The 21,733-nt window shown below is 36.5% G+C and carries 23 protein-coding genes; 1 reads left to right on the forward strand and 22 read right to left on the reverse strand.

The window, feature by feature from the left end:
- Nucleotides 1-125: 125 nt before the first annotated feature.
- Nucleotides 126-383 (reverse strand): HPr family phosphocarrier protein, encoded by a 258-nt coding sequence (locus NKR20_RS14055; protein ID WP_121214415.1) that lies wholly within the window; start codon nucleotides 381-383, stop codon nucleotides 126-128.
- Nucleotides 384-480: 97 nt separating this feature from the next.
- The gene (whiA, locus tag NKR20_RS14060; protein WP_121214414.1) at nucleotides 481-1,425 is read right to left on the reverse strand and encodes a DNA-binding protein WhiA; all 945 of its coding nucleotides are present in this window, start codon (nucleotides 1,423-1,425) and stop codon (nucleotides 481-483) included.
- A 165-nt stretch (nucleotides 1,426-1,590) separates the two neighbouring features.
- Here whiA and NKR20_RS14065 point away from each other — a divergent pair, with 165 nt between their 5' ends.
- On the forward strand, nucleotides 1,591-3,018 hold the full coding sequence (locus NKR20_RS14065) for a DDE-type integrase/transposase/recombinase (protein ID WP_253428046.1): 1,428 nt from the start codon (nucleotides 1,591-1,593) through the stop codon (nucleotides 3,016-3,018).
- Between the two features lie 322 nt (nucleotides 3,019-3,340).
- Here NKR20_RS14065 and NKR20_RS14070 read toward each other — a convergent pair whose 3' ends face one another.
- The 20 genes from NKR20_RS14070 to NKR20_RS14165 form a co-directional block, all read right to left on the reverse strand.
- Nucleotides 3,341-4,312 (reverse strand): gluconeogenesis factor YvcK family protein, encoded by a 972-nt coding sequence (locus tag NKR20_RS14070; protein WP_121214705.1) that lies wholly within the window; start codon nucleotides 4,310-4,312, stop codon nucleotides 3,341-3,343.
- A 4-nt stretch (nucleotides 4,313-4,316) separates the two neighbouring features.
- On the reverse strand, nucleotides 4,317-5,201 hold the full coding sequence (gene rapZ / locus NKR20_RS14075) for an RNase adapter RapZ (protein ID WP_121214704.1): 885 nt from the start codon (nucleotides 5,199-5,201) through the stop codon (nucleotides 4,317-4,319).
- Between the two features lie 14 nt (nucleotides 5,202-5,215).
- Complete coding sequence (locus tag NKR20_RS14080; RefSeq protein WP_253427095.1) at nucleotides 5,216-5,686, reverse strand: 8-oxo-dGTP diphosphatase; 471 nt, start codon at nucleotides 5,684-5,686, stop codon at nucleotides 5,216-5,218.
- A 782-nt stretch (nucleotides 5,687-6,468) separates the two neighbouring features.
- On the reverse strand, nucleotides 6,469-7,413 hold the full coding sequence (gene trxB / locus NKR20_RS14085) for a thioredoxin-disulfide reductase (protein WP_121214702.1): 945 nt from the start codon (nucleotides 7,411-7,413) through the stop codon (nucleotides 6,469-6,471).
- Between the two features lie 100 nt (nucleotides 7,414-7,513).
- Nucleotides 7,514-9,043 carry a tetratricopeptide repeat protein gene (locus tag NKR20_RS14090; protein WP_253427096.1) on the reverse strand — a complete coding sequence of 510 codons (1,530 nt, stop codon included), beginning with the start codon at nucleotides 9,041-9,043 and terminating at the stop codon, nucleotides 7,514-7,516.
- 124 nt (nucleotides 9,044-9,167) lie between these two features.
- The gene (gene hisIE / locus NKR20_RS14095) at nucleotides 9,168-9,803 is read right to left on the reverse strand and encodes a bifunctional phosphoribosyl-AMP cyclohydrolase/phosphoribosyl-ATP diphosphatase HisIE (RefSeq protein WP_253427097.1); all 636 of its coding nucleotides are present in this window, start codon (nucleotides 9,801-9,803) and stop codon (nucleotides 9,168-9,170) included.
- Nucleotides 9,800-10,558, reverse strand: coding sequence for an imidazole glycerol phosphate synthase subunit HisF (gene hisF / locus NKR20_RS14100; protein ID WP_253427098.1), 759 nt, complete (start codon nucleotides 10,556-10,558; stop codon nucleotides 9,800-9,802). Before hisF ends, hisIE begins: the two co-directional genes overlap by 4 nt.
- Nucleotides 10,552-11,196 carry an imidazole glycerol phosphate synthase subunit HisH gene (hisH, locus tag NKR20_RS14105; protein WP_253427099.1) on the reverse strand — a complete coding sequence of 215 codons (645 nt, stop codon included), beginning with the start codon at nucleotides 11,194-11,196 and terminating at the stop codon, nucleotides 10,552-10,554. The genes hisF and hisH overlap by 7 nt, the downstream gene beginning before the upstream one ends.
- A complete protein-coding gene (hisB, locus tag NKR20_RS14110; RefSeq protein WP_253427100.1) occupies nucleotides 11,193-11,798 on the reverse strand; it encodes an imidazoleglycerol-phosphate dehydratase HisB in 606 nt (201 codons plus the stop codon). Before hisB ends, hisH begins: the two co-directional genes overlap by 4 nt.
- A 1-nt stretch (nucleotide 11,799) precedes the next feature.
- Entirely contained in the window at nucleotides 11,800-13,080 is a 1,281-nt protein-coding gene (gene hisD / locus NKR20_RS14115; protein WP_253427101.1) for a histidinol dehydrogenase, read from the reverse strand.
- A 15-nt stretch (nucleotides 13,081-13,095) separates the two neighbouring features.
- Nucleotides 13,096-13,719, reverse strand: coding sequence for an ATP phosphoribosyltransferase (hisG, locus tag NKR20_RS14120; RefSeq protein WP_121214695.1), 624 nt, complete (start codon nucleotides 13,717-13,719; stop codon nucleotides 13,096-13,098).
- On the reverse strand, nucleotides 13,719-14,882 hold the full coding sequence (locus tag NKR20_RS14125; RefSeq protein WP_121214694.1) for an ATP phosphoribosyltransferase regulatory subunit: 1,164 nt from the start codon (nucleotides 14,880-14,882) through the stop codon (nucleotides 13,719-13,721). The genes hisG and NKR20_RS14125 overlap by 1 nt, the downstream gene beginning before the upstream one ends.
- A gap of 300 nt (nucleotides 14,883-15,182) precedes the next feature.
- Nucleotides 15,183-15,698, reverse strand: a complete 516-nt coding sequence (locus tag NKR20_RS14130; protein ID WP_121214693.1) for an acyltransferase — start codon at nucleotides 15,696-15,698, stop codon at nucleotides 15,183-15,185.
- Nucleotides 15,699-15,702: 4 nt separating this feature from the next.
- A complete protein-coding gene (ppaX, locus tag NKR20_RS14135) occupies nucleotides 15,703-16,338 on the reverse strand; it encodes a pyrophosphatase PpaX (RefSeq protein ID WP_253427102.1) in 636 nt (211 codons plus the stop codon).
- Between the two features lie 14 nt (nucleotides 16,339-16,352).
- Complete coding sequence (gene lgt / locus NKR20_RS14140) at nucleotides 16,353-17,207, reverse strand: prolipoprotein diacylglyceryl transferase (RefSeq protein WP_253427103.1); 855 nt, start codon at nucleotides 17,205-17,207, stop codon at nucleotides 16,353-16,355.
- A 23-nt stretch (nucleotides 17,208-17,230) separates the two neighbouring features.
- Nucleotides 17,231-18,163 (reverse strand): HPr(Ser) kinase/phosphatase, encoded by a 933-nt coding sequence (gene hprK / locus NKR20_RS14145; protein WP_121214690.1) that lies wholly within the window; start codon nucleotides 18,161-18,163, stop codon nucleotides 17,231-17,233.
- Nucleotides 18,164-18,303: 140 nt separating this feature from the next.
- Nucleotides 18,304-18,687, reverse strand: coding sequence for a cytochrome c551 (gene cccB, locus NKR20_RS14150; protein ID WP_121214689.1), 384 nt, complete (start codon nucleotides 18,685-18,687; stop codon nucleotides 18,304-18,306).
- Nucleotides 18,688-18,741: 54 nt separating this feature from the next.
- Nucleotides 18,742-19,608, reverse strand: coding sequence for a YitT family protein (locus tag NKR20_RS14155; RefSeq protein WP_121214688.1), 867 nt, complete (start codon nucleotides 19,606-19,608; stop codon nucleotides 18,742-18,744).
- Between the two features lie 97 nt (nucleotides 19,609-19,705).
- Entirely contained in the window at nucleotides 19,706-20,935 is a 1,230-nt protein-coding gene (locus tag NKR20_RS14160; protein ID WP_253427104.1) for an EAL and HDOD domain-containing protein, read from the reverse strand.
- Nucleotides 20,936-21,129: 194 nt separating this feature from the next.
- A complete protein-coding gene (locus NKR20_RS14165) occupies nucleotides 21,130-21,591 on the reverse strand; it encodes an S-ribosylhomocysteine lyase (protein ID WP_121214687.1) in 462 nt (153 codons plus the stop codon).
- Between the last annotated feature and the right edge of the window lie 142 nt (nucleotides 21,592-21,733).

Below are 21,733 nucleotides of genomic sequence, written 5' to 3' on the forward strand. Positions count from 1 at the left end.
TCTCTTTCAGTGCAAGACATATCCCTTACGACTTTTTGCGCCTGTCGCTATGCTTTCGGCGCAGAAAAAGGAGGTGTCTATTATAGACACCTCCTTTTTTGCGAGCGTTTTCAAAATAAAATACATTATTCTTCTTTTTCGATTAGAGTTGCTAGGCCTTTAATGGCTTCTGACTCATCTTTGCCATCAGCAATTAAAGTGACAGCTGTGCCTCTAGCGATAGCTAAACTCATAATACCCATAATGGATTTTGCATTTACTTTTTTCTCTTCTTTTTGTAAATACACTTCTGATTTATAGCGATTTGCCTCTTGCACGAATAAGGCTGCTTGACGTGCCTGTAAACCAGTTTTTAATTTTACTTCCACTGTGGTCTCAACCATTTACGATACTCCCTTTCATACCGATCATCTGTATAATATAATCTTATCTAAAATGTATGAAAAGAACAATCTTAGATTCCTACAAATTTGAAATATATTATTTTATCATTTCTCCACGTCTTAATGCATCAGCAATTTCATCAATTTTTCGTAAGCGATGATTTACACCTGACTTACTTACTGTACCAGTCGACACCATCTCACCAAGTTCTTTTAATGTTACGTCCTGATATTCCACTCGTAATCTTGCAATTTCACGCAATTTTTCTGGGAGTTGGTCTAATCCAATAGCATTGTCAATAAAACGGATATTTTCAACTTGTCGTATTGCTGCACCTATTGTTTTGTTCAGGTTCGCTGTTTCACAGTTTACAATACGATTTACGCTGTTACGCATATCACGGACAATTCGAACATCTTCAAACTTTAACATTGCTGTTGTCGCACCAACAATCCCTAAGAAATCGGATATCTTTTCTGCTTCCTTTAAATAGGTCACAAATCCTTTTTTCCGCTCGATTGTCTTAGCATTAAGATTAAATTGATTCATTAAGTCAGCTAAGGCTTCACCATGTTCTTTATATAAAGAGTAGATTTCTAAATGATATGATGATGTTTCAGGGTTGTTAACAGAGCCACCTGCCAAAAATGCTCCACGCAAATAAGCACGTTTCTGGTTTTTATTCCCTAATATCGATTTTGATATTGTATGATTCAATTGAAAATCTATTGACAAGATATCTAAATCAGATAGGATTTCACGAGCACCTTCACGGATACGACAAATGTATACATTATTTTTCTTTAATCGCATCTTTTTACGAACCAATAGCTCGACATTATAAGGATATAACTTTTTTACGATTGTATATAAACGTCTTGCAATCGCAGCATTTTCCGTTTGAACGTCTAAACTCAGTTGTCGATTAGTAAATGATAATGTACCATTCATTCGAATGAGTGCAGAAACTTCAGATTTTAAACTGGAATCATCAGCTTCTATTTGAGTTAATTCTTTTTTTGTTTCGGAAGCAAATGACATCTCTTCCCCCCCTTTCAATATGTCGTATTGTCAAAACTTATATATATAAATCGCTAATAATCGTTGGTTTTATAGTCTTTTACGCAAAAAAACTTGCCACCCCCTGGATTTTGGTGTTAGTTGAGGTTACCACACACAAAACTACCCAAAAAGGAAGTGACAAGTTTGTACCCTCAATTATTAGCGTATTTAATTGAATTTATCAAGTACCAAGAAAAAATAATTAAAATATTAATGGTGATAATATTTGGTAAGGCTGTTGGAAGTGTGCGTCCTGAACAGCCAATTAATAAAGAATACCGCAAGTTACAAGTTGATAAGTTACCCATTCTGTATCAACCTGAAAAAGCATCCTTTCAGGATTTACTAATCGCCTACTTCCATGAACATGGCAAAGAATTAAAGCCTGTAAGACGACACGCCAAGTCCAAATCAAAAGTACCTGAAAACCTCTGTTGTCCTAAGTGTGGTGCACCTTCCTCGTATTTGTATGCGAATAATGGTGCAAAAGGACAATATCAATGTAAGGTATGTGATTGCTTATTTAATCAAAAAAGTCGCTATCAGAAAGAGGCTATTCTTCGTTGCCCCCACTGTATGAAGACCTTAGAGAAAATTAAAGAGCGAAAAGATTTTCACATTTGGAAGTGTAAAAGTAATCAGTGTTCCTATTATTTATCCAATATAGGTCGAATGAGTAAGGAAGAAAAGACCCGATTTAAACAAGATCCACAGGCGTTTAAAGTGCGTTATATTTATCGTGAATTTTTGTTTGATTATCAACCTTTATCTCCAGCATCACCAGTAAAACCACGTGTAGATTTATCACGGATTCATACGTCATCCCATACACTTGGATTGATTTTGACATACCATGTGAATTACGGTATTTCAGCACGGAAAACAGCAGCGATTATGCAAGACATACATAATGTTTCCATTTCACATCAAACGATATTAAATTACGTGAACAGTGTCTCCATCTTGATGAAGCCCTTCGTTGATGGTTATCCTTATGAACTGTCCGATCAATTTTGTGGCGACGAAACGTATATTCGGGTTAATGGGAAATGGCATTACTTATTCTTTTTCTTTGATGCGGCGAAAAAAGTTATTCTCTCTTACCGTGTTTCGCCTAATCGCGATACATTGTCTGCCATTAAAGCAATCGATGATGTTTTACAAAAGTTCAAGGAGATTCCCGAAAACCTGAATTTAATCGTGGATGGCAACCCCATTTACTTATTAGCACAACACTTTTTCGCACAACATGACATTTGGTTTGATGTGACACAAGTGATAGGCTTAACGAACGAAGATCCAGTGTCAGCCGAATATCGTTGGTTGAAACAAATTATCGAACGTCTAAACCGGACATTTAAAGGGCATTACCGTGCGACAACAGGCTTTGGTTCCGAAGCTGGCTCGGTATCGTTTGTGACGATGTTTGTGGCCTATTTTAATTTCCTTCGACCGCATGCAAAGCTGGAAAAGCGTGTGCCGGTCATGATTCCAGAGTTGGACCAGATGCCACATATGCCAGCACGTTGGACAAAACTGATTGAACTGGCCCAATTGGAGTTAACGAAATAACCGCAGCCTACTTTTTTTAGCAGAGCCCTCAAATAACTACATACGAATGACAATCGGCGTAGCGAACTCTTGACAAACCGAATGGAGAAAAGGTTAAAATTGGTATTTGGCGAGGGTTATTTGGTGTGCCTACTTTTTCCCCTTCGCCCTCAAAAATATGGGCGCAACCTTTTCGGAATGTTTGTCAAGAGCGATTGTCCCCTCGTTCGGAGAGTACTTATCGCCCAATACCTTGTGTTTTTCAATTTTTCATAGAAGTTTTGACACTACCCAATATGTATGCCGAATAATATCATATCAAAAATTAGTTCATAGATGTTTGTTAACTTTTAACATTATTGTTCGATGCATAATCGTATAACCATTGTGCAATTTTTCCTGCTTCATGTCTTACTGCACCTGTTTGGATTATTGCAATTTCCTTCTGAATGACTTCAAGCCCCATATTTTTTAATTTATCTATATCAAATTTAACCGGTTCTGCATTCTCTTCTTTATAGTTTTCTTTTATCGGAAGTGGTAGTTCTATATTATTCACTAAAATCGCATCTAAACATGGCATTCCAACATGATCATAGATTGCTTGCACATGATCCGTTGCACGGTAATGAATGGTTTCACCCTTTTGCGTCATTAAGTTACAAATATAGATTCTTCTTCCTTTAGCTTTTACCAATGCCTGACCAATTTCCTGTACTAATAAGTTTGGAATAATACTAGTATATAAACTACCAGGACCTACTAGAATAAAATCTGCATTTGCTATAGCACGAATTGCTTCAGGAAGCGGCTTTACATTGTTTGGTGTTAAATATACTCGCTTTATTGGTAAATGGGAATTCGGGATTTTCGATTCCCCTTCAATAATCGTTCCATCGATTAATTCTGCATGCAATGTCACTTTTTTATTGGCAGCTGGGATTACTTTTCCGTGAACTTTAAGTACTTTACTCATCTCTGCAATCGCATGACTAAAATCTCCAGTAATGTCTGTTAAAGCAGTAAGCATTAAATTGCCTAAGGAATGTCCACCTAAATCAACTGATTGGGAAAAACGATACTGAAACATTTGTTCAACAAGTGGTTCTGTATCGGATAATGCTGCAATCACATTTCGTATGTCCCCAGGTGGAGGAATATCGTAGTCATCCCGAAGACGTCCAGATGAACCGCCATCATCCGCAACGGTTACAATTGCTGTGATATTAAACGGATATGTTTTTAATCCGCGTAACATCGTTGATAGTCCTGTACCTCCCCCAATGACCACGACATTCGGTTTTCTTTTTTTCATTACTTCAATCCTTTCTACGATTGATGTCACGATGAGTAATAGCAGTTTGATAGTTACTACTTAATAGTTCACCAAAATATTCTGCTAATGTGACAGATCTGTGCTGTCCTCCCGTGCAGCCAAAAGCAATTACCAATTGTGATTTCCCTTCATTAATATATTGAGGAATCATAAATTTAAATAAGTCTGTTAGTTTAACAATGAGTTCTTGTGTTTCTTCAGATGCTAACACATATGAAGAGACCTCCATTTGCAAACCTGTTTTAGGACGCAATTCCTCCACATAGTAAGGGTTTGTTAAAAAACGCACATCAAAAACTAAGTCAGCATCAATCGGAATTCCGTTTTTATACCCGAAAGACATAACATTAATTGAAAATTTCGGACTACCGGAATTCGAGAACTCTTTTCCAATTCGTTCTCGTAATTCCCGCGGTTTCATGTTCGAAGTGTTGTACACAAATTTTGCTCGGCCTTTTAATTCCGCAAGCAGTTCTCGTTCTTTTTTAATCCCTTCCAGTGGTAATCCTGTTGGGGCTAGAGGATGTGATCTTCGAGTTTCTTTATATCTTCTTACTAATGTTTCATTGTCAGAATCTAAAAATAGAACACGAGTATGAACATAGGTTTCTTTCTCAAGTAAATCGAGTGCATCGATTAATGAATCAAAAAATTCACCACCACGCATATCCATCACTGCTGCGATACGAGTAATGTGTCTTTCCGATTCTTTCATTAAGGCTAAAAATGTTGTTAATAACGCAGGGGGTAAATTATCGATACAGTAATACCCTAAATCTTCAAAGCTTTGAACAGCAACTGTTTTCCCCGCCCCTGACATTCCTGTTATAATGACTACCTCATGTGTATAGTTTTTACTATTACCCATGATGATCATCTCCTCTATTTTAGTTCGTTTGAATTTTGTATTTTCTGTGCTAATAGTTCAAAATCCTTTGTATAAACAAATGTGCCGTATTGTGTGCCTTCATTTAGTGCTGCAAAAAGCAAGTTTACACGGTCACCTTCAGCCATTGGTAGTTTATGAATACTTTCGATAGGATGCCACTCGAGTACACCTTCTCTTGTTTGTTTAAAAGGTTCTCCTTCTATTCCATGAGCAACAAAGGTAAACAGCATCCACTCGTCCACTTGCTCTTCGCCATCCTTAATGACCATTGTATAGATACCCTTTAAATGAACATTTTTTGGCGTTACATTTGTTTCCTCAAAAAACTCTCGTGTCGCAGCTTCATAAATCGATTCACCGCTCTCCATCTTTCCACCCGGAGCAACATACCAACCTCTTCTTGGTTTCTTTAATAGTAATACTTTTCCGTCTTGAATTGCTAATAAATTTGCGATCCTTTGCATAATAACACCTCAAATCATTGGTTACTCCTATTATTACATTATACCTGTTCAAATAACTCCGTTACAAAATAATACGTTTTTAAATTATTAGACATGCCTAGAAAAGCGGGGATGGAGTTTAGCAACGTTTTGCGTTTTGCTTTTCTTATTGACAAAAGGGCGCTTTTTGCCCTTGAAGGCGATTCTTCCAGTTGCTTTCGGAGCTAAACTAACGCGCTTCGCTTTTCTTTTGTCCAGCTGCGGCGGCTAGGCTCTCGCGTCGCTTCAACTCCTCCTACGAAGGCAAAGAGCGCCTTCTTGTCGAAGTCTCCAGCGCGTGTCGAGCCTGGACGAGCCGCCTCCGCTTTTCTTATTGTCTAGCTGCGAACGCTAGCTCTTTCGGACACTTCAACTTCCTCCGACGCGTGTAAACACGCTAGTCGGAAGTCTCCGCAGTACACGGATGTACAAGTGCCGACAATGCCACGTGATGTGGCGTTTTTGTCGGCCAGTGCCGTCAAGAGCTGGACGAGCGTTCTCCGCTTTTCTATTGTCTAGCTACGCGCGTTAGCCGTTCGGAAACTTCGACTTCTTCCTGCGTGTGCGAGCACACTTGTCAGAAGTCTCCAGTTTCTGTCACGGCTAAACGAACGCGCTTCGCTTTTCTAAACAAAAAAAGGGTTGCTTCCAAAGAATGGAGGCAACCAAAATTCTATGTTAATAAAAGGGGGTTATGGTTTCATTTCCCTTATTATACTTGCACATTGTTGCAACGAAGTTACAGAATAATTAAAAGCATATTACTATTGACTAATTTTCTCTTTTAACTCTTCTACATATACTTGTGCTGATTGAGCAGCGATACTTCCATCGCCTGTTGCAGTCACGATTTGACGAAGCATTTTATCACGTACGTCCCCTGCTGCAAAGATACCCTTCACAGAAGTTTGCATCTTCTCATCAGTCACAACATAACCTTGTTCATTTAATATGCCTAAGTTTTTAAATGGTGCAGTTAATGGGTCCATTCCGATATATACGAAAACTCCGTCTGTTTGGAATTCTTGCTCACTGCCATCAACAGTGGATACAAGCGTCACACTACCTACCTTGCCATCTTTTTCGTTAATTTCTTTTATCGTATGATTCCAAATAAAATCAACTTTTTCATTTGCAAAGGCACGGTCTTGTAAAATTTTCTGTGCACGTAGTTTATCACGACGGTGAACAATTGTTACTTTGTTTGCGAAACGTGTTAAATAAACACCTTCCTCAACAGCAGAGTCTCCCCCACCAATAACAACAAGATTTTTGTTTTTAAAGAATGCTCCATCACATACTGCACAATAACTTACACCGCGTCCACCAAGTTCTTTTTCACCAGGTACACCGATTTTTTTGTATTCCGCACCAGTTGAGATAATGATAGAACGTGTTTTATATTCTTTTGAACCAGCTTTGATCACTTTATAGTCTTCGCCGTCAATGATTTCTGCTACATCACCATAAGCGTATTCTGCTCCGAATTTTTTCGCATGTTCAAACATTTTTGTAGATAATTCAGGGCCTAAGATTGTTTCAAAGCCTGGATAGTTTTCAACTTCTTCTGTATTTGCCATTTGTCCACCAGGGATACCGCGCTCGATCATTAATGTAGAAAGATTTGCGCGTGATGTATAAACCGCTGCTGTCATCCCTGCAGGACCTGCTCCGATAATAATTACGTCATAAATTTTTTCTTCTGCCATGAAAAAAGCCTCCCAATTTGAAGATATCCTACGTCTTTAACTACATTTACCACTTTAATCCTATGCCAATTAGTTTGTAACTTCAAATAGTTTGCCTAGCCTACTTAGAATCAAAAGGTAAAAATTGAACGAGTTCTTCAATATATTTCGATAAAGTTGAAACGGAAATACTATATTTTTCTGCATAATGTTTTTTAGTAATTTTTTCGCTATTTATCGTAGAGTAAAACATATACTCGACAGATGCAGCCAAAGCTTTAATATTTTTAAATTCATAGCCTTCTTTTAACGCTCTTTCACATAGCACAAACCACATTTGGAATAAATACTGTGATTCGATGGTAATCGATCCACTTTTGTTGTACAGATCTTCAGCAACTTCCATAGAACGAACAAAGTATTTTTCCAGCTCATTTTTTTGGTTAAATGAATGTTGTAGTGCATAGGCAAGACATAGTTTTTCGATGCCGCTGTATTTTGAAAGATCGATTAATTTAGGATGTGCAATGATTTCCTGTTTATGAGCTGATTTACTTAATAAAAAGAAGCCAAACATTCGATGAGCACTGTATTTACTATTAATTTTTTCAATGATGAATTCACGATTTTGCTCTAAAGAATCGATATTTACTTCTTCTGAAAGATTGCCCCATGGTTCTAACCCTTCCTTAGTAGGATCCATTTCCACAAGAATTCTCCATGCTGCTTTCCCTTCTTCTTCACGACCGCTGAAATAAGCAGATTGTGCTAACCAGAAATAGAAACCAGCATCCCCAGAAAAGCCACGTTTTTTCATACTTTGTAGCCATTTGTAAGCCAACTCATATTGACCGACAAGTGCAAGTGTAGCCCCTAATTTATAACGATTTTCCCAATCGTATGGATTGATTTTCTTTAAAATCTCTAGCAATGCTTGTAGTTCTTCTTCATTTTTTTCATAATACGCAACGACTGTTAAATTACAAAGAGCATGCAAATTGCCGTGATTTTCTCTCAAAACGTTATGTAATAGTGCTCTAGATTGCTCTGTTTCGCCAACATAAAAATTAGCCAAAGCTAAATTATTATAGGCTGGCCATAAATCGGGATACGTTTCTATTATTTGTTCTAACACTTCAATCGCTTCAGGAAAATTTCCATCTTCCATTAATCGTCGTGCTTTTTCTTGTGCAATCAATTTTTGCGATTCATCATCGTCTAAAAATTCTACTTCATTTTCTTCAAATTGAACGAATTCTAAAATATCTTCTGCTTCCTGCACATACATTCCATCTGGTTCCATTTGTAAGTACATTTCTGCATATTTTTGAGCGTCTCGCATTAATCCGATGCAACCTGAGATTTCAGCTAAAAAGAAAACATGTTCCGCTTCACTAGGTTCAAGGCTATAAGCAGTATGTATCAGTTCATATGCTTTTTCGAAATTTTGCGCTTCCATCTCTAATATGCCGAATTGCATTAACACATGGGCGTCATCTGGACTGAGCTCTGCAGCACGCTTCATATATTTATAAGCTTTATCCATTTGATCTTTATCAATGGCCTTTAATGCTTTATTAAAGTAATATTCGCCATTTGGAATAAATGTAACAACATTATTCGTTTTTTCTTTTTGACGCTTTTTCTCCAAGTTAAATCCTCCGAACATGAAAATAGGAACGTATCTTAGTACGTTCCTTTGACAATTGATTTTATTATAACACAATTATGTTAATAGTCATTATAATCATGTTCGGAATCATCTATTTTCAAACCTATTTTTTCGTACTTGCTCTTTTTTCTTCGTGACGAGTTTTAAGTACGCCAAGAACGTCATAAACATTGATTTTTTGTTCTTGTAATAATACTAATAAGTGATAGATTAAATCTGCAGCTTCCCATTTCACTTCTTCTGCATCACGATTTTTCGCACCAATGACAACCTCAGTTGCTTCTTCTCCAACTTTTTTACAAATCTTATCGATTCCTTTGTCAAATAAGTATGTAGTGTAAGCTCCTTCTGGCATATCAATTTCACGTTGACGAATAACGTTTACTAGTTCATCAATAATATCAAGTGATCCAACGCGTTCGTTTTCTACTACTGTTTCTGTGAAGCAAGAAGTTGTGCCATTGTGACATGCAGGTCCTGCAGGTAAAACCTCAACTACTAATGCATCTTTGTCACAATCTGTTTTAATTGAAACAACCTTTTGCGTATTGCCACTTGTTTCTCCTTTGTGCCATAGCTCGTTACGAGAACGAGAGAAGAACCAAGTTTCACCTGTTTCAATTGTTTTTTGTAAAGACTCTTCATTCATATAAGCTACAGTTAATACTTCTTTGCTTTGTGCATCTTGTACAACTGCAGTGATTAATCCTTTAACGTCAAACTTTAATCCTTCTATCATCTTACACATACTCCTTTTTCTCTAAGGTGTGCTTTCACTTCTGCAACACTTGTCTCTTTATAATGGAAGATTGAAGCTGCTAATGCTGCATCCGCATCCACGTCTTTTAAAACTTCTACAAAGTGTTCTGCATTCCCTGCACCACCACTTGCGATGATTGGTACAGTTACAGCGTCACGTACTGCTTTTGTTAATGCTAAATCAAAACCAGACTTTTCACCATCTTGGTTCATACTTGTTAATAAAATTTCACCCGCACCTAAACGAACAGCCTCTTTTGCCCATTCAACTGCTTGCCAATTCGTTTTGTTACGTCCACCATGCGTATAGACCATCCAAGTTCCATCTTCTTCACTGTAACGCGCATCGATAGCAACAACAATACATTGTGCACCAAAGAAGTCAGAACCTTCTTTAATGAGCTCTGGTCTTTCTAAAGCAGAAGTATTAACAGAAACTTTGTCTGCTCCAGCTCGTAGGATTCGTTTCATATCATCTAACGTACGAATACCTCCACCTACTGTAAAAGGAATGGCAAGGGTTGCAGCCGTTTGTCTTACAACATCGACCATCGTTTCACGGCCTTCGTGGGAAGCGGAAATATCTAAAAATACTAGTTCATCTGCACCTTGTTCATCGTAGAATTTTGCTAGTTCAACAGGGTCTCCCGCATCTCGTAGTTCTACAAATTGAATACCTTTTACAACTCGGCCTTCCTTTACATCAAGGCAAGGAATAATGCGTTTTGTTAACATGCTAGCACCTCCACACCATTTAGCCATTGTTCAAGTAAAAACACGCCGAATTCTCCTGACTTTTCAGGGTGGAACTGCATGCCACAAACAGAACCTGCTTGTACAACACCTGGAACTTCAACACCGAAGTAATCCGCACTCGCTACTAATTGTTCTCGATCGATATTTGCACCGTAGAAGGAATGTACAAAATAAACATATTTACTTTCAGGTAACGTTTTGTTTTCTAACCAAGTTGGTAATGATTGAAACTCTAACGTATTCCACCCCATATGTGGTACACGATATTTTCCAAACTCGCTTTCACCAGAGAATCTTGTAATTTTCCCTTTAAAGTAGCCAAAGCCTTTTGTTGGCGCCACTTCTTCACTTTCTTCAAACAATAATTGCATTCCTAAACAAATGCCAAGGAGTGGTTTTTTCGCATCTACTTGCTGGCGAATAAACTGATCTAAACCTGTTTCAGATAAACGTTTCATTGCATCTGGAAATGCTCCAACGCCTGGTAAAATTAAGGCATCTGTAGCAGCTAATGTGCTAGAATCTGCTGAAACAATCACTTCACAATTCAAACGTTTTAATGCTTGTTCAACACTGAATAAATTACCCATTCCATAATCAATTACACCAATTATCATGTTAAAAGTCCTTTCGTTGACGGTACACCTTTCACACGAGGGTCAATTTGCACCGCATCATCTATTGCACGAGCTAACGCTTTAAAAATCGCTTCTATAATATGATGTGTATTATGACCATAAGGAACAATCACATGGACATTCATACGAGCTTCAAGGGCAAATTTCCATAAAAATTCGTGTACTAGCTCTGTATCGAAAGTGCCAACTTTTTGCGTTAATGCTGGCTCTACGCGATATTCAAGATGTGGACGATTTGAACAATCGATTACCACTTGAGCTAATGCATCATCCATTGGCACAAAAGCATTCCCATAACGTTTAATGCCTTTTTTATCACCTAACGCTTCACGAATCGCTTGACCTAATACAATCCCAATATCTTCTGTTGTATGGTGGTCATCGATGTGTGTATCGCCATCTGCAATAATTTTACCGTTAAATAAACCGTGCTTTAAAAATAAATCAAGCATATGGTCCATAAACGGTACACCTGTATTTACTTCTGCTTGTCCATCACCATCTAAATCGATTTCGACAGCAATTTTTGTTTCGTTTGTTTTACGTTCAATTGTTGCAAATCTACGTTTAAATTCTGTCATTTTACTTATCTCCTTTAGTCCAGCCACGGGATTCAACTGCACGGGCATGTCCTTCTAATCCTTCCATTCGAGCAAGTCGTGCAATTTTCGGTGCACTTTCTTGCCATGTTTGTTCACTGTAATAAACAACATTGGAACGTTTAATAAAGTCATCTACATTTAACCCACTTGCAAAACGTGCTGTGCTATTTGTCGGTAAAACGTGATTCGTTCCTGCAAAATAGTCTCCTACTGGTTCAGAGCTATAACGACCTACAAAGATTGCTCCAGCATGGCGGATTTTTTCTGCATCGCTTTCTGCATTTTCTGTAACGACTTCTAAATGTTCAGGTGCTAATGAGTTTACTGCTTCAATCGCTTGTTCCATTGACTCGGCAATATAAATATGACCAAAGTTTTCAATCGATTTTCGTGCAATTGCTTCACGTGGTAGTTCGCATAATTGCTTTTCCACTTCTTCAGCAACTTCATTCGCTAGTTTCTCACTTGTTGTAATTAATACCGCACATGCTAATGCATCGTGCTCTGCTTGTGATAATAGGTCAGCTGCCACTTCATCTGCATATGCTGAATCATCTGCAAGAACGGCAATTTCACTTGGACCTGCAATCATATCAATGGCTACTTCCCCAAATACTTCACGTTTTGCTAACGCTACGTAAATATTTCCTGGGCCAGTAATTTTATCAACTGGTGCAATTGACTCTGTTCCGTAAGCTAGTGCAGCAATTGCTTGTGCACCACCCACTTTATAAATTTCATTTACTCCTAAAATGGATGCAGCCACTAATACTGCAGATGGTAGTTTGCCATCTTTTCCTGCTGGTGAAGTAATAACAATACGCTCTACTCCTGCCACTTGAGCTGGGATTACATTCATTAATACAGAGGATGGATATGCAGCAGAGCCACCAGGTACATATAATCCAACTGCATCTAATGGAATAATACGTTGCGCTAACCAAGATCCATTCGCTAAAGGTAATTTATAGCCATCTCTTTTTTGTGCTTCATGGTAATATCGGATGTTTGCTGCTGCTTCTTCTAAATCTTGTTTTAATTGTTCGTCGAAGTTTGCTACAGCTTCCTCAATTTCTTCTTGAGAAACGCGGAAGTCGTCAAGTTTAATGCCGTCCCACATTTCACTATATTTTCGAAGAGCTTCATCGCCATTTTCACGTACATCTTGAAGAACGTTGCGAACTGTTTTTAATTGTTCTTCATTTCCACCTTCAAGTTGTCTTTTTAAAGAAATGTTGTTTGTTAATTTTGTAATTTTCACAAGTCGTCCTTCTCTCTAATTAACAAATTTTTTTAAACGAGTTACTAATTCTTGAATCCGCGCACTTTTCATACGGTAGCTTACAGGATTAGCAATTAATCGAGATGAAACATCTGTAATATGTTCATATTCAACAAGGCCATTTTCTTTTAGTGTGCGTCCAGTTGAAACGATATCCACAATTCGATCGGCTAAACCAATCATTGGTGCTAATTCAATCGAACCATTTAGCTCAATGATCTCCACTTGTTCTCCAATTTCTTTATAATAGTTCATCGCAATATTTGGATATTTTGTCGCGATACGTGGAGCAATCTCGTTCATTTTTGTATTTGGTAATCCAGCCGATGCGATATAACATTGGCTAATTTTTAAATCTAGTAATTCATGAACATTTCTTTTTTGTTCTAATAGAGTGTCTTTCCCAGCAATTCCGATGTCTGCTACACCATGTTCTACGTATACTGGTACGTCTGTTGGTTTTGCCAAAATGAATCGAATTTTCTCTTCAGGGATTTCAATCATTAATTTACGAGACATCTCTACTTCTTCTGGTAAATTAAACCCTACATCGATTAACATTTGATATGCTTCTTCAAAAATTCGCCCTTTTGGCATTGCAATAGTTAATTCATCCATTATGCTAAATCCTCCTGGCTAACATAAACAACCTGATCGAATTGTTTCGTAAATGCTTCTTCATTAATTAATCCTTTTTTCGATTGCAACGTAACGCGTTTTCCTTCTTCACGTAAACGATTTGCAACTTGTAGAGCCTTCATATACTCTAAGTCATTGAAAATTACCGCAACTGTTACATCTTCAGCTTCTTGTGAAGGAAGAACCTCTAATAATCGATCAACACGGATACCGAATCCAGTTGCCCCTACTTCACTTCCAAAATGGTGAAGTAAACCGTCATAACGTCCACCGTTTCCTAATTCAAAACCGCTTCCGTCAGCAAACACTTCAAACAACATACCAGTGTAATAGTTCATATGGCTTGAAAGGGTAAAATCAAGTGCTACATATTCAGATAAATCTGCTGCATTAATTAACTCCACTAATTGTTGCATATATTCTAACGCATCATTTTTACGAACGTATTTTTCAATTTCTTCAATCGATGCAAAAGTCGTTGCTTCATTAATAAATTGTAGCAATGCATCTGATTTTGTTTTCGGTAAATGGAATGTCTCTACCGCTTCTTCAAATCCTACATAATTTCGATCCACTAGTAGTTTTCGTAATGTACTAGCTTGTTCATCGCTTTCTGTATAATCTTTTAAAATGCAGTTTAATACACCTGCATGACCAATCGTAATTTTAAATGATTCAATTCCGAATGCTTGAATTAAACGAATTGCAGTGATAATGACTTCTGCATCAGCAAAGACCGTACTATCACCAATAATTTCAATGCCCATTTGTCCAAACTCAGCTGGTCGGCCACCTTCAGTTTGTTGTGCACGGAACACGTTAGCAAAATATGCAAGACGTAAAGGAATTTTTTCTTTTAATAATTTAGATGTTGCAACACGCGCAATTGGTGTTGTCATATCTGGTCGAAGTACAAGTGTGTTACCTTGACTATCTACTAATTTAAAAAGAGATGCATCACTAATTGCAGATGCTTTACCAACTGTATCAAAATATTCTAAGCTTGGCGTTTCAATAAAGTCATATCCACGCGCTCGCAAAAATTCACGTCCAGTTTGTCGAACCGTTTCGATTTTTTCATATATTACTGGGAATGTATCACGCATCCCAAGTGGTTTTTCAAACATTTTTAACGAAGACATCAAAATCCACATCCTACCATTTTTACTTTAACGTACTAGAGTACTAGAGAATTAGTATATGAAAGTAATTTTAACCAATCCTCATCTATTCGTCAATGATTATGTACTTATTTACAATTGACGGTCTTACTTTATTCAAACTCAATTATACCTTTTATTGAAAGAAAAGATTCAAAATTCAAACAGTCTACAAAAATATTCCTAATAGACTGATATTTTTAATAGAATAATGAACATAATGAAGTCTCATTAAAATAAAAAAAGACTTAAGAACAATTGCTATGTCCTTAAGTCGATTCGTTATTTCTTATTTCTTTTTCGTTCTGCCATTTGTTCCGCAGTATAGATAATTTTCATCGGATTGCCTCCCACCATACTACCTGCAGGAACATCCCGATGAACGAGGGTTGCAGCAGAAACGATTGCCCCGTCCCCAATTTCTACACCTGGAAGAATGGTTGAATTTGCGCCAATCATTACTTCACTGCCAATTTTCACATCGCCCAAACGATACTCATCTATTAAATATTCGTGGGCAAGGATTGTGGTGTTATAGCCAATAATTGAATTGTTCCCTATCGAAATTCTTTCAGGAAACATAGAATCCGGCATCACCATTAACGCTAAAGAAGTTTTTTCACCAATTTTCATATGTAAAAACGTTCGATAAATCCAATTTTTTAAAGCCATAGATGGAGTAACTCGCCCTATTTGAATAAAAATGAAACATTTAACTACTTTCCAAAATGAAACAGTTTTATATACTTTCCATAATGAGTTTGCACCTTGTACTGGATATCGCTCCGTTTTCCTCATACATTTATAACTCCTTCACAACCGTTAATAAATCGGACATATTATTCAACATATAATCAGGGTTAAACTGTCTTAAGAATTCTTCACCTTTTAACGCCCATGCAACACCGGCTGTTTTCACACCCGCATTTTTTCCTGCTTCGATATCATGATAATTGTCACCAATCATAATGACATGTTCTTTATCTACCCCTAATTTTTCAATGGCTAATAAAACTGGTTCAGGGTGTGGTTTAACATGCTGTACATGGTCAATACCAATCCAAAATTCAAAGAAGTGTTTAGCACCCATAAGGTCTAATCCTTTTTCAATCGTATCGCTTCTTTTCGTTGAGACAATCGCCATCTTTATTCCAAGCTCTTTTAACTTTTCTAACGTTGGAAGTACACCATCAAATTCTTTTACAAGTTCATCATGGTGAGCTGCGTTCCATTGTCGATATTTCTCAATCATTTCAGTTACTTCGTTTGGTGTTATTTGTTCAAAAGTTTCTTTTAATGACGGTCCAATAAATTTCATGCAATCTTTTGGCGAATATTGCCCAGGAAATCTTTCCTCTAAAACATGCATAAAAGTTTGAATAATTAACTCATTTGTATCTAGTAATGTCCCATCGAAATCAAAAAGTAATGCCTTCATTGATGATCACTTCCCTATTTTTGTTTCTTTACCTTGTTCTTTTTTGTTTGCTCCTGATCAAGGTATCGAACAATCGGTCTTACTTTCCATCTTCTGTAAATAATAGCTGCTAAACCAATGATGATTGATAGTATTGATACGACTTGTGCCGAACGTAATTCACCAATTAAATATAAGCTATCTGTACGCATTCCTTCGATGAAAAAGCGTCCAATTGAATACCAAATCATGTACGTAAAGAATATTTCCCCTCGATGTAAGTTCACTTTTCGTAGGGAAATTAAAATAATTAATCCAATTACGTTCCATAATGATTCGTATAAAAAAGTTGGATGAACATATGTACCTAATTCTTCAATATACATTTGTTCAATAATCCAGTTTGGTAACATTAAGTTTTCTAAAAACTCTCGCGTAACAGGGCCTCCAAAAGCTTCCTGATTCATAAAGTTGCCCCAGCGACCAATAATTTGACCAATTAAAATACTTGGTGCAGCAATATCAGCTACTTTTAGGAAACTAACTCCTCGACTACGAGCAAAGAAGTAAGCTGTAATTACAGCCCCGATTAAAGCTCCATGTATGGCAATTCCACCATTCCAAATTTGAATGATTTTCCCCGGGTTCGCTGAATAATAATCCCATTTCATAATCACATAATAAGCGCGAGCAGATAGTATCGAAATAGGAATTGCCCAAATTAACATGTCGGCTAAAAAGTTTTCAGGTAGACCGCGTTTCACTGCCTCCCTTTGACCAACGAAATAGGCTAACACAATACCTGTCGCAATCAAAATTCCGTACCAACGTACTTGGATTGGTCCTAAAGAAAATGCAACGGGATCAATTGCAAGTAAAATATTCTCCATAATAACTCCTTCCAAAACCTATATTAGTAATCCTCTAACTCGTGAATGGAAATTACCTCATCCAATCTTCGTGAAAATTCCTGAGCTGCATTCACACCCATTTTTTTGAGTCGATAGTTCATTGCCGCAACCTCAATAATTACTGATACATTTCGACCTGGTTGCACCGGAATCGTTAATTTCGTGATTTCCGTATCAATAATTTTCATTTTCTCTTCATCGAGTCCAAGTCGATCATATGTTTTATCTGGATTCCAGTTTTCAAGTTCGATAATAAGGGTTACACGTTTATAAGGTCTTATTGCACTTGCTCCGAAAAGAGTCATAATATCAATAATGCCTATTCCTCGAATTTCTAGTAAATGCTCTAATAAAGGTGGTGGACTTCCAATTAATAAATTTTCCGCTTCTTGGCGGATTTCAACACAATCATCAGCGACTAATCGATGTCCTTTTTTGACTAATTCAAGAGCAGTCTCACTTTTACCTACTCCACTTTTTCCGATGATTAAAACACCAATACCATAAACGTCCACTAGTACACCATGAACAGCAGTAACGGGTGCAAGCTTACTTTCAAGGAAATTTGTCAATCTACTTGAAAATCTTGTTGTTTGCATTGTCGTTGTTAACACGGGTACATTATTTTCGTTTGAAGCAACAATTAATTCTTCTGGAACATCTAAATTTCGAGATACGACAATGGCAGGAGTATCTTGAGAACAAAGCTTAAACATACGCTCTTTTTTTAATTCCGTTGGGAGCATTTCAAAAAACGAAAGTTCAGTTTTGCCAATTAATTGAACGCGATTGGCTGGATAATGGGTAAAGTAGCCCGCCATTTCTAATCCCGGTCTTGATATATCACTTGTTGTAATATAACGGCCAACACCATCATGTCCACTAACTAACGTTAAATTAAATTTTTCGATTACGTCTTTTGTTGTGACTTGCATATATTTATACTCCCCTACCTTATTTTACATTTAGTAACTATTTTAACATGTTACCGTTCGAATGTATTAAAATGAGGTACTGTTTGTTTAAAAAATAAAACGAAGCCAGTAGTGTTTCTGGCTTCGTTACATTTACATTATTATTTTTGTTGTGCTAACCAAGCAGCTGCTGCTTCAGCATCTTCACCTTGAATTAAATTAGCTGGCATACCACCGCGACCGTTTAAGATAACGTTTAAAATTTCTTCTTCAGATAAACGGCTTCCAACGTCAGCTAATGAAGGAGTACTACCCATACCTTCTAAGTTTCCACCATGGCAAGTTGTACAATTGCTTTTTACAATATCTTCGCCTTTAGCAGAAGCTGTATCTGTTCCAGTGTCATTTCCTGTATCGGTAGTTTGTTCAGTTTCAGTATCATTTGTACCTGTGTTTGTGTCGTTTGTTGCTTCATCGTCACCGCCACCACACGCAGCTAAAAAGATTGCAGAGCCGAATACTAGTGCTAATAATGATTTTTTCAATGAGAACCCCTCCAGATTTCATTTGTGTGGATTACATTACCTATTATAACAAAATTATACTCGCTTGAAACCTTCACCAATGACTTCATAAGCGTCTGAAACGATAACAAACGCTGATGTATCAACGGATTTGATGATTTGTTTCAGCTTTGTGAATTCGGTTTGATAGACAACAACCATTAACATTGTACGTTCTTTTCCAGTATAACCTCCAAAGACCGGGAGCTTTGTAACTCCACGATCGATTTCCTTATAAATGGCATCTCGTAATTCAGTTTCTTTACTAGAGATGATATATACCATTTTGGATTGACTGAAACCTAATTGAACGATATCAATGGTTTTCGTTGTTACAAATAAACCAACTAAGGCATATAATCCTTTTTCTAAGTCAAATACTAAGGCAGCACTTATTGCAATGATTCCGTCTATTAAGAGTACACTTGTTCCTAATGTAAGACCGGTATATTTTGTAATGATTTGAGCTAGCAAATCGGTTCCGCCAGTAGAAGCGTTCCCTTTAAATACTAACCCAATACCTAATCCAACAATTATTCCTCCAAATAGTGCAGCCAATAACGGAGTATCTGTCCATGGATCTATATTTTCTGTTAACAGAACAAAAAACGGTAAAGCTAATGTACCGATAAAAGATTTAAGACCAAATTTTTTTCCTAATATTAGAACACCTGCAATAAATAACGGTATATTAAATGCGTATTGAACAATCCCTGCATTCCATCCAAAAAGACCATTTAGAATAGTACTTATTCCACTAACGCCTCCGGAAGCTACTTGGTTAGGAAAAAGGAATGCATTAAATCCAAACGCAATGACCGCTGCTCCAAGAAGTACATAAAAGTATTCCTGTATTGTATTCTTTGTAAAATCTAATACTTTATTCTCGTTTTTTTTACTCATATTTTTCCCCACATACCTATTTTTGTATAATATCTGTCGAAGATTATAACAAACCCCTATAAAAAAAGAAAAGACAAAAGGTTTTAACCCTTTGCCTTTACATTGATTTTTCTGTCCAAATAGCTGCTTCATTATAGATTGCTTCGGTTTTTTCATTGTCTACACCGAGTTGAGGTTTTAATCGTTCGATATTATCCCAATCCATTTTACTTAAAGCGATGCTAAGCTCCAAATAAGGTGTCATTTCTGTTTCAACACCACTAATGGTATCTGCTACTTCATCTGAAAATGGTAGCTTTTCTAAAATAACATCCATTGGTCTTTTCAATAGACTATCAATAAGTGAAAACAAGCCTACTAAAAAATATTCGGAATAATTTTCTTGTCTATTATTTTTCGCCAGTAGCTCACAAATTTTCGCTCTTAATAAAGAAGTCCTCACAAGCTCATTAAATACATCCGTATGATTTTTCAATTCCCCTTCACGCATTGCTAGTAGGTAGATTAATTTTCGTAATTCTGTTAAACCTACTAATAAAATTGCCTGCTTAATTGATCGAACTTTGGATTTTTGTCGCTTGTTTGTTTCATTAATTATTTGTAAAAGTTTATAAGATAAAGAAATATCTCTCTCAATATTTTCTGCAATTAAGTTTATATCAGGTTCTTCATCCTTCAATAAAGAAATCACTTGGAAATATTGTAGTGTATTTAATGGAATATCTGTTGATTTAATAATTTGTGGTTGTTCAAAAAAGTAGCCTTGAAATAATGAGTACCCTGAATGTTTCGCAACATCAAATTGATTTCTTGTTTCAACTTTTTCTGCTAATAATTGAATATGTGGATAAGATTGTTTAATTCGATTTTCAATTTCCATTCGTTCTAATAATGGAGTTGATAAAAAGTCAACTTTAATATAGTCAGTATGTTCAAATATTTCATCGTAATGTACTACATCTTTATTAAGAACAAAATCATCTAAAGCTATTTTAAAGCCTATTTCTTTTAATTCGATTACCCGATCTACCAGTTCTTTTGTAATTGGAACATTTTCTAAAATCTCAATAACAATTTTTGAAGGATTGATAAATTCTATTACATTACTCATTAATAGATTTTCTGTAAAGTTAATAAATCCAGGCTTCCCCTTTGTCACTTCTTTAATGCCCATGGATAAAAAGTAATTAACTAATACATCCACTGTTGCTGCATCAGGTGCTGTATTTGGAAAGGCGTTTATATTCTGGTTACGATATAAAAGCTCATATGCCACAACTTCTTCATCTATATTAAATATCGGTTGTCTTCCAATAAAAACATCCACTCGACATTCCCCGTTCATAGTTTATCTATAGTAATTATACTATGATTATATATCTCCTTCCCAAAAAACCAATAGTTTACTAGAAATTCCTTAATATTTTGTGAAGGCGTTTTCAACAATTTATTATTCTCTTTGATTTTCATAAATTATTTCAATGAAAAAGAGACTGCCCATTCGACAGTCTCTGTGTATGATTACGCGAAAATTGTTGACCATTCATTGCGTTTTTCTAACATTTCTTTTGCTAACTCTTTTGCACCTTCTAAGCTATGGTTTGCAGCCCAACCACATTGTACTTCATTACATGCAGGAACTTCTGTTGCTTCAAGCACATCTTGTAACGTTTTTTCTAAAATTGTTAGCACTTCTTCATAGTTGTCATGGTTTATCATTGTTAAATAAAAACCTGTTTGACAACCCATAGGACTCATATCAACAACATGGTCAGTATGGTTACGGATATTTTCTGCCATTAGATGTTCAATTGAATGTAGAGCGTCCATTTTCATATGTTCTTTGTTCGGCTGTTTAAAACGAACATCATATTTATGAACGACATCTCCATTTTTACCTTCTTTAATTCCTGCAAGTCTTACATATGGTGCTGCAACTTTTGTATGGTCTAAGTTGAAACTTTCAACATTCATTTTTGTCATTGTTATACCCTCACTCTCTAGGTGTTCACTATTTCATCCTTACCTATTTTACAGCTTACTTTCGTTTCTGTCACTTTGGAAAGGGGAAGAAGCAGGGATAAAACAATAAAGGAGTTGTCTGAAAAGTCATTTTGAGACAACT

Origin of the sequence: Ureibacillus endophyticus (assembly GCF_024159215.1) — a bacterium.
In the GTDB taxonomy this organism is placed as follows: Bacteria; Bacillota; Bacilli; order Bacillales_A; family Planococcaceae; genus Ureibacillus; species Ureibacillus endophyticus.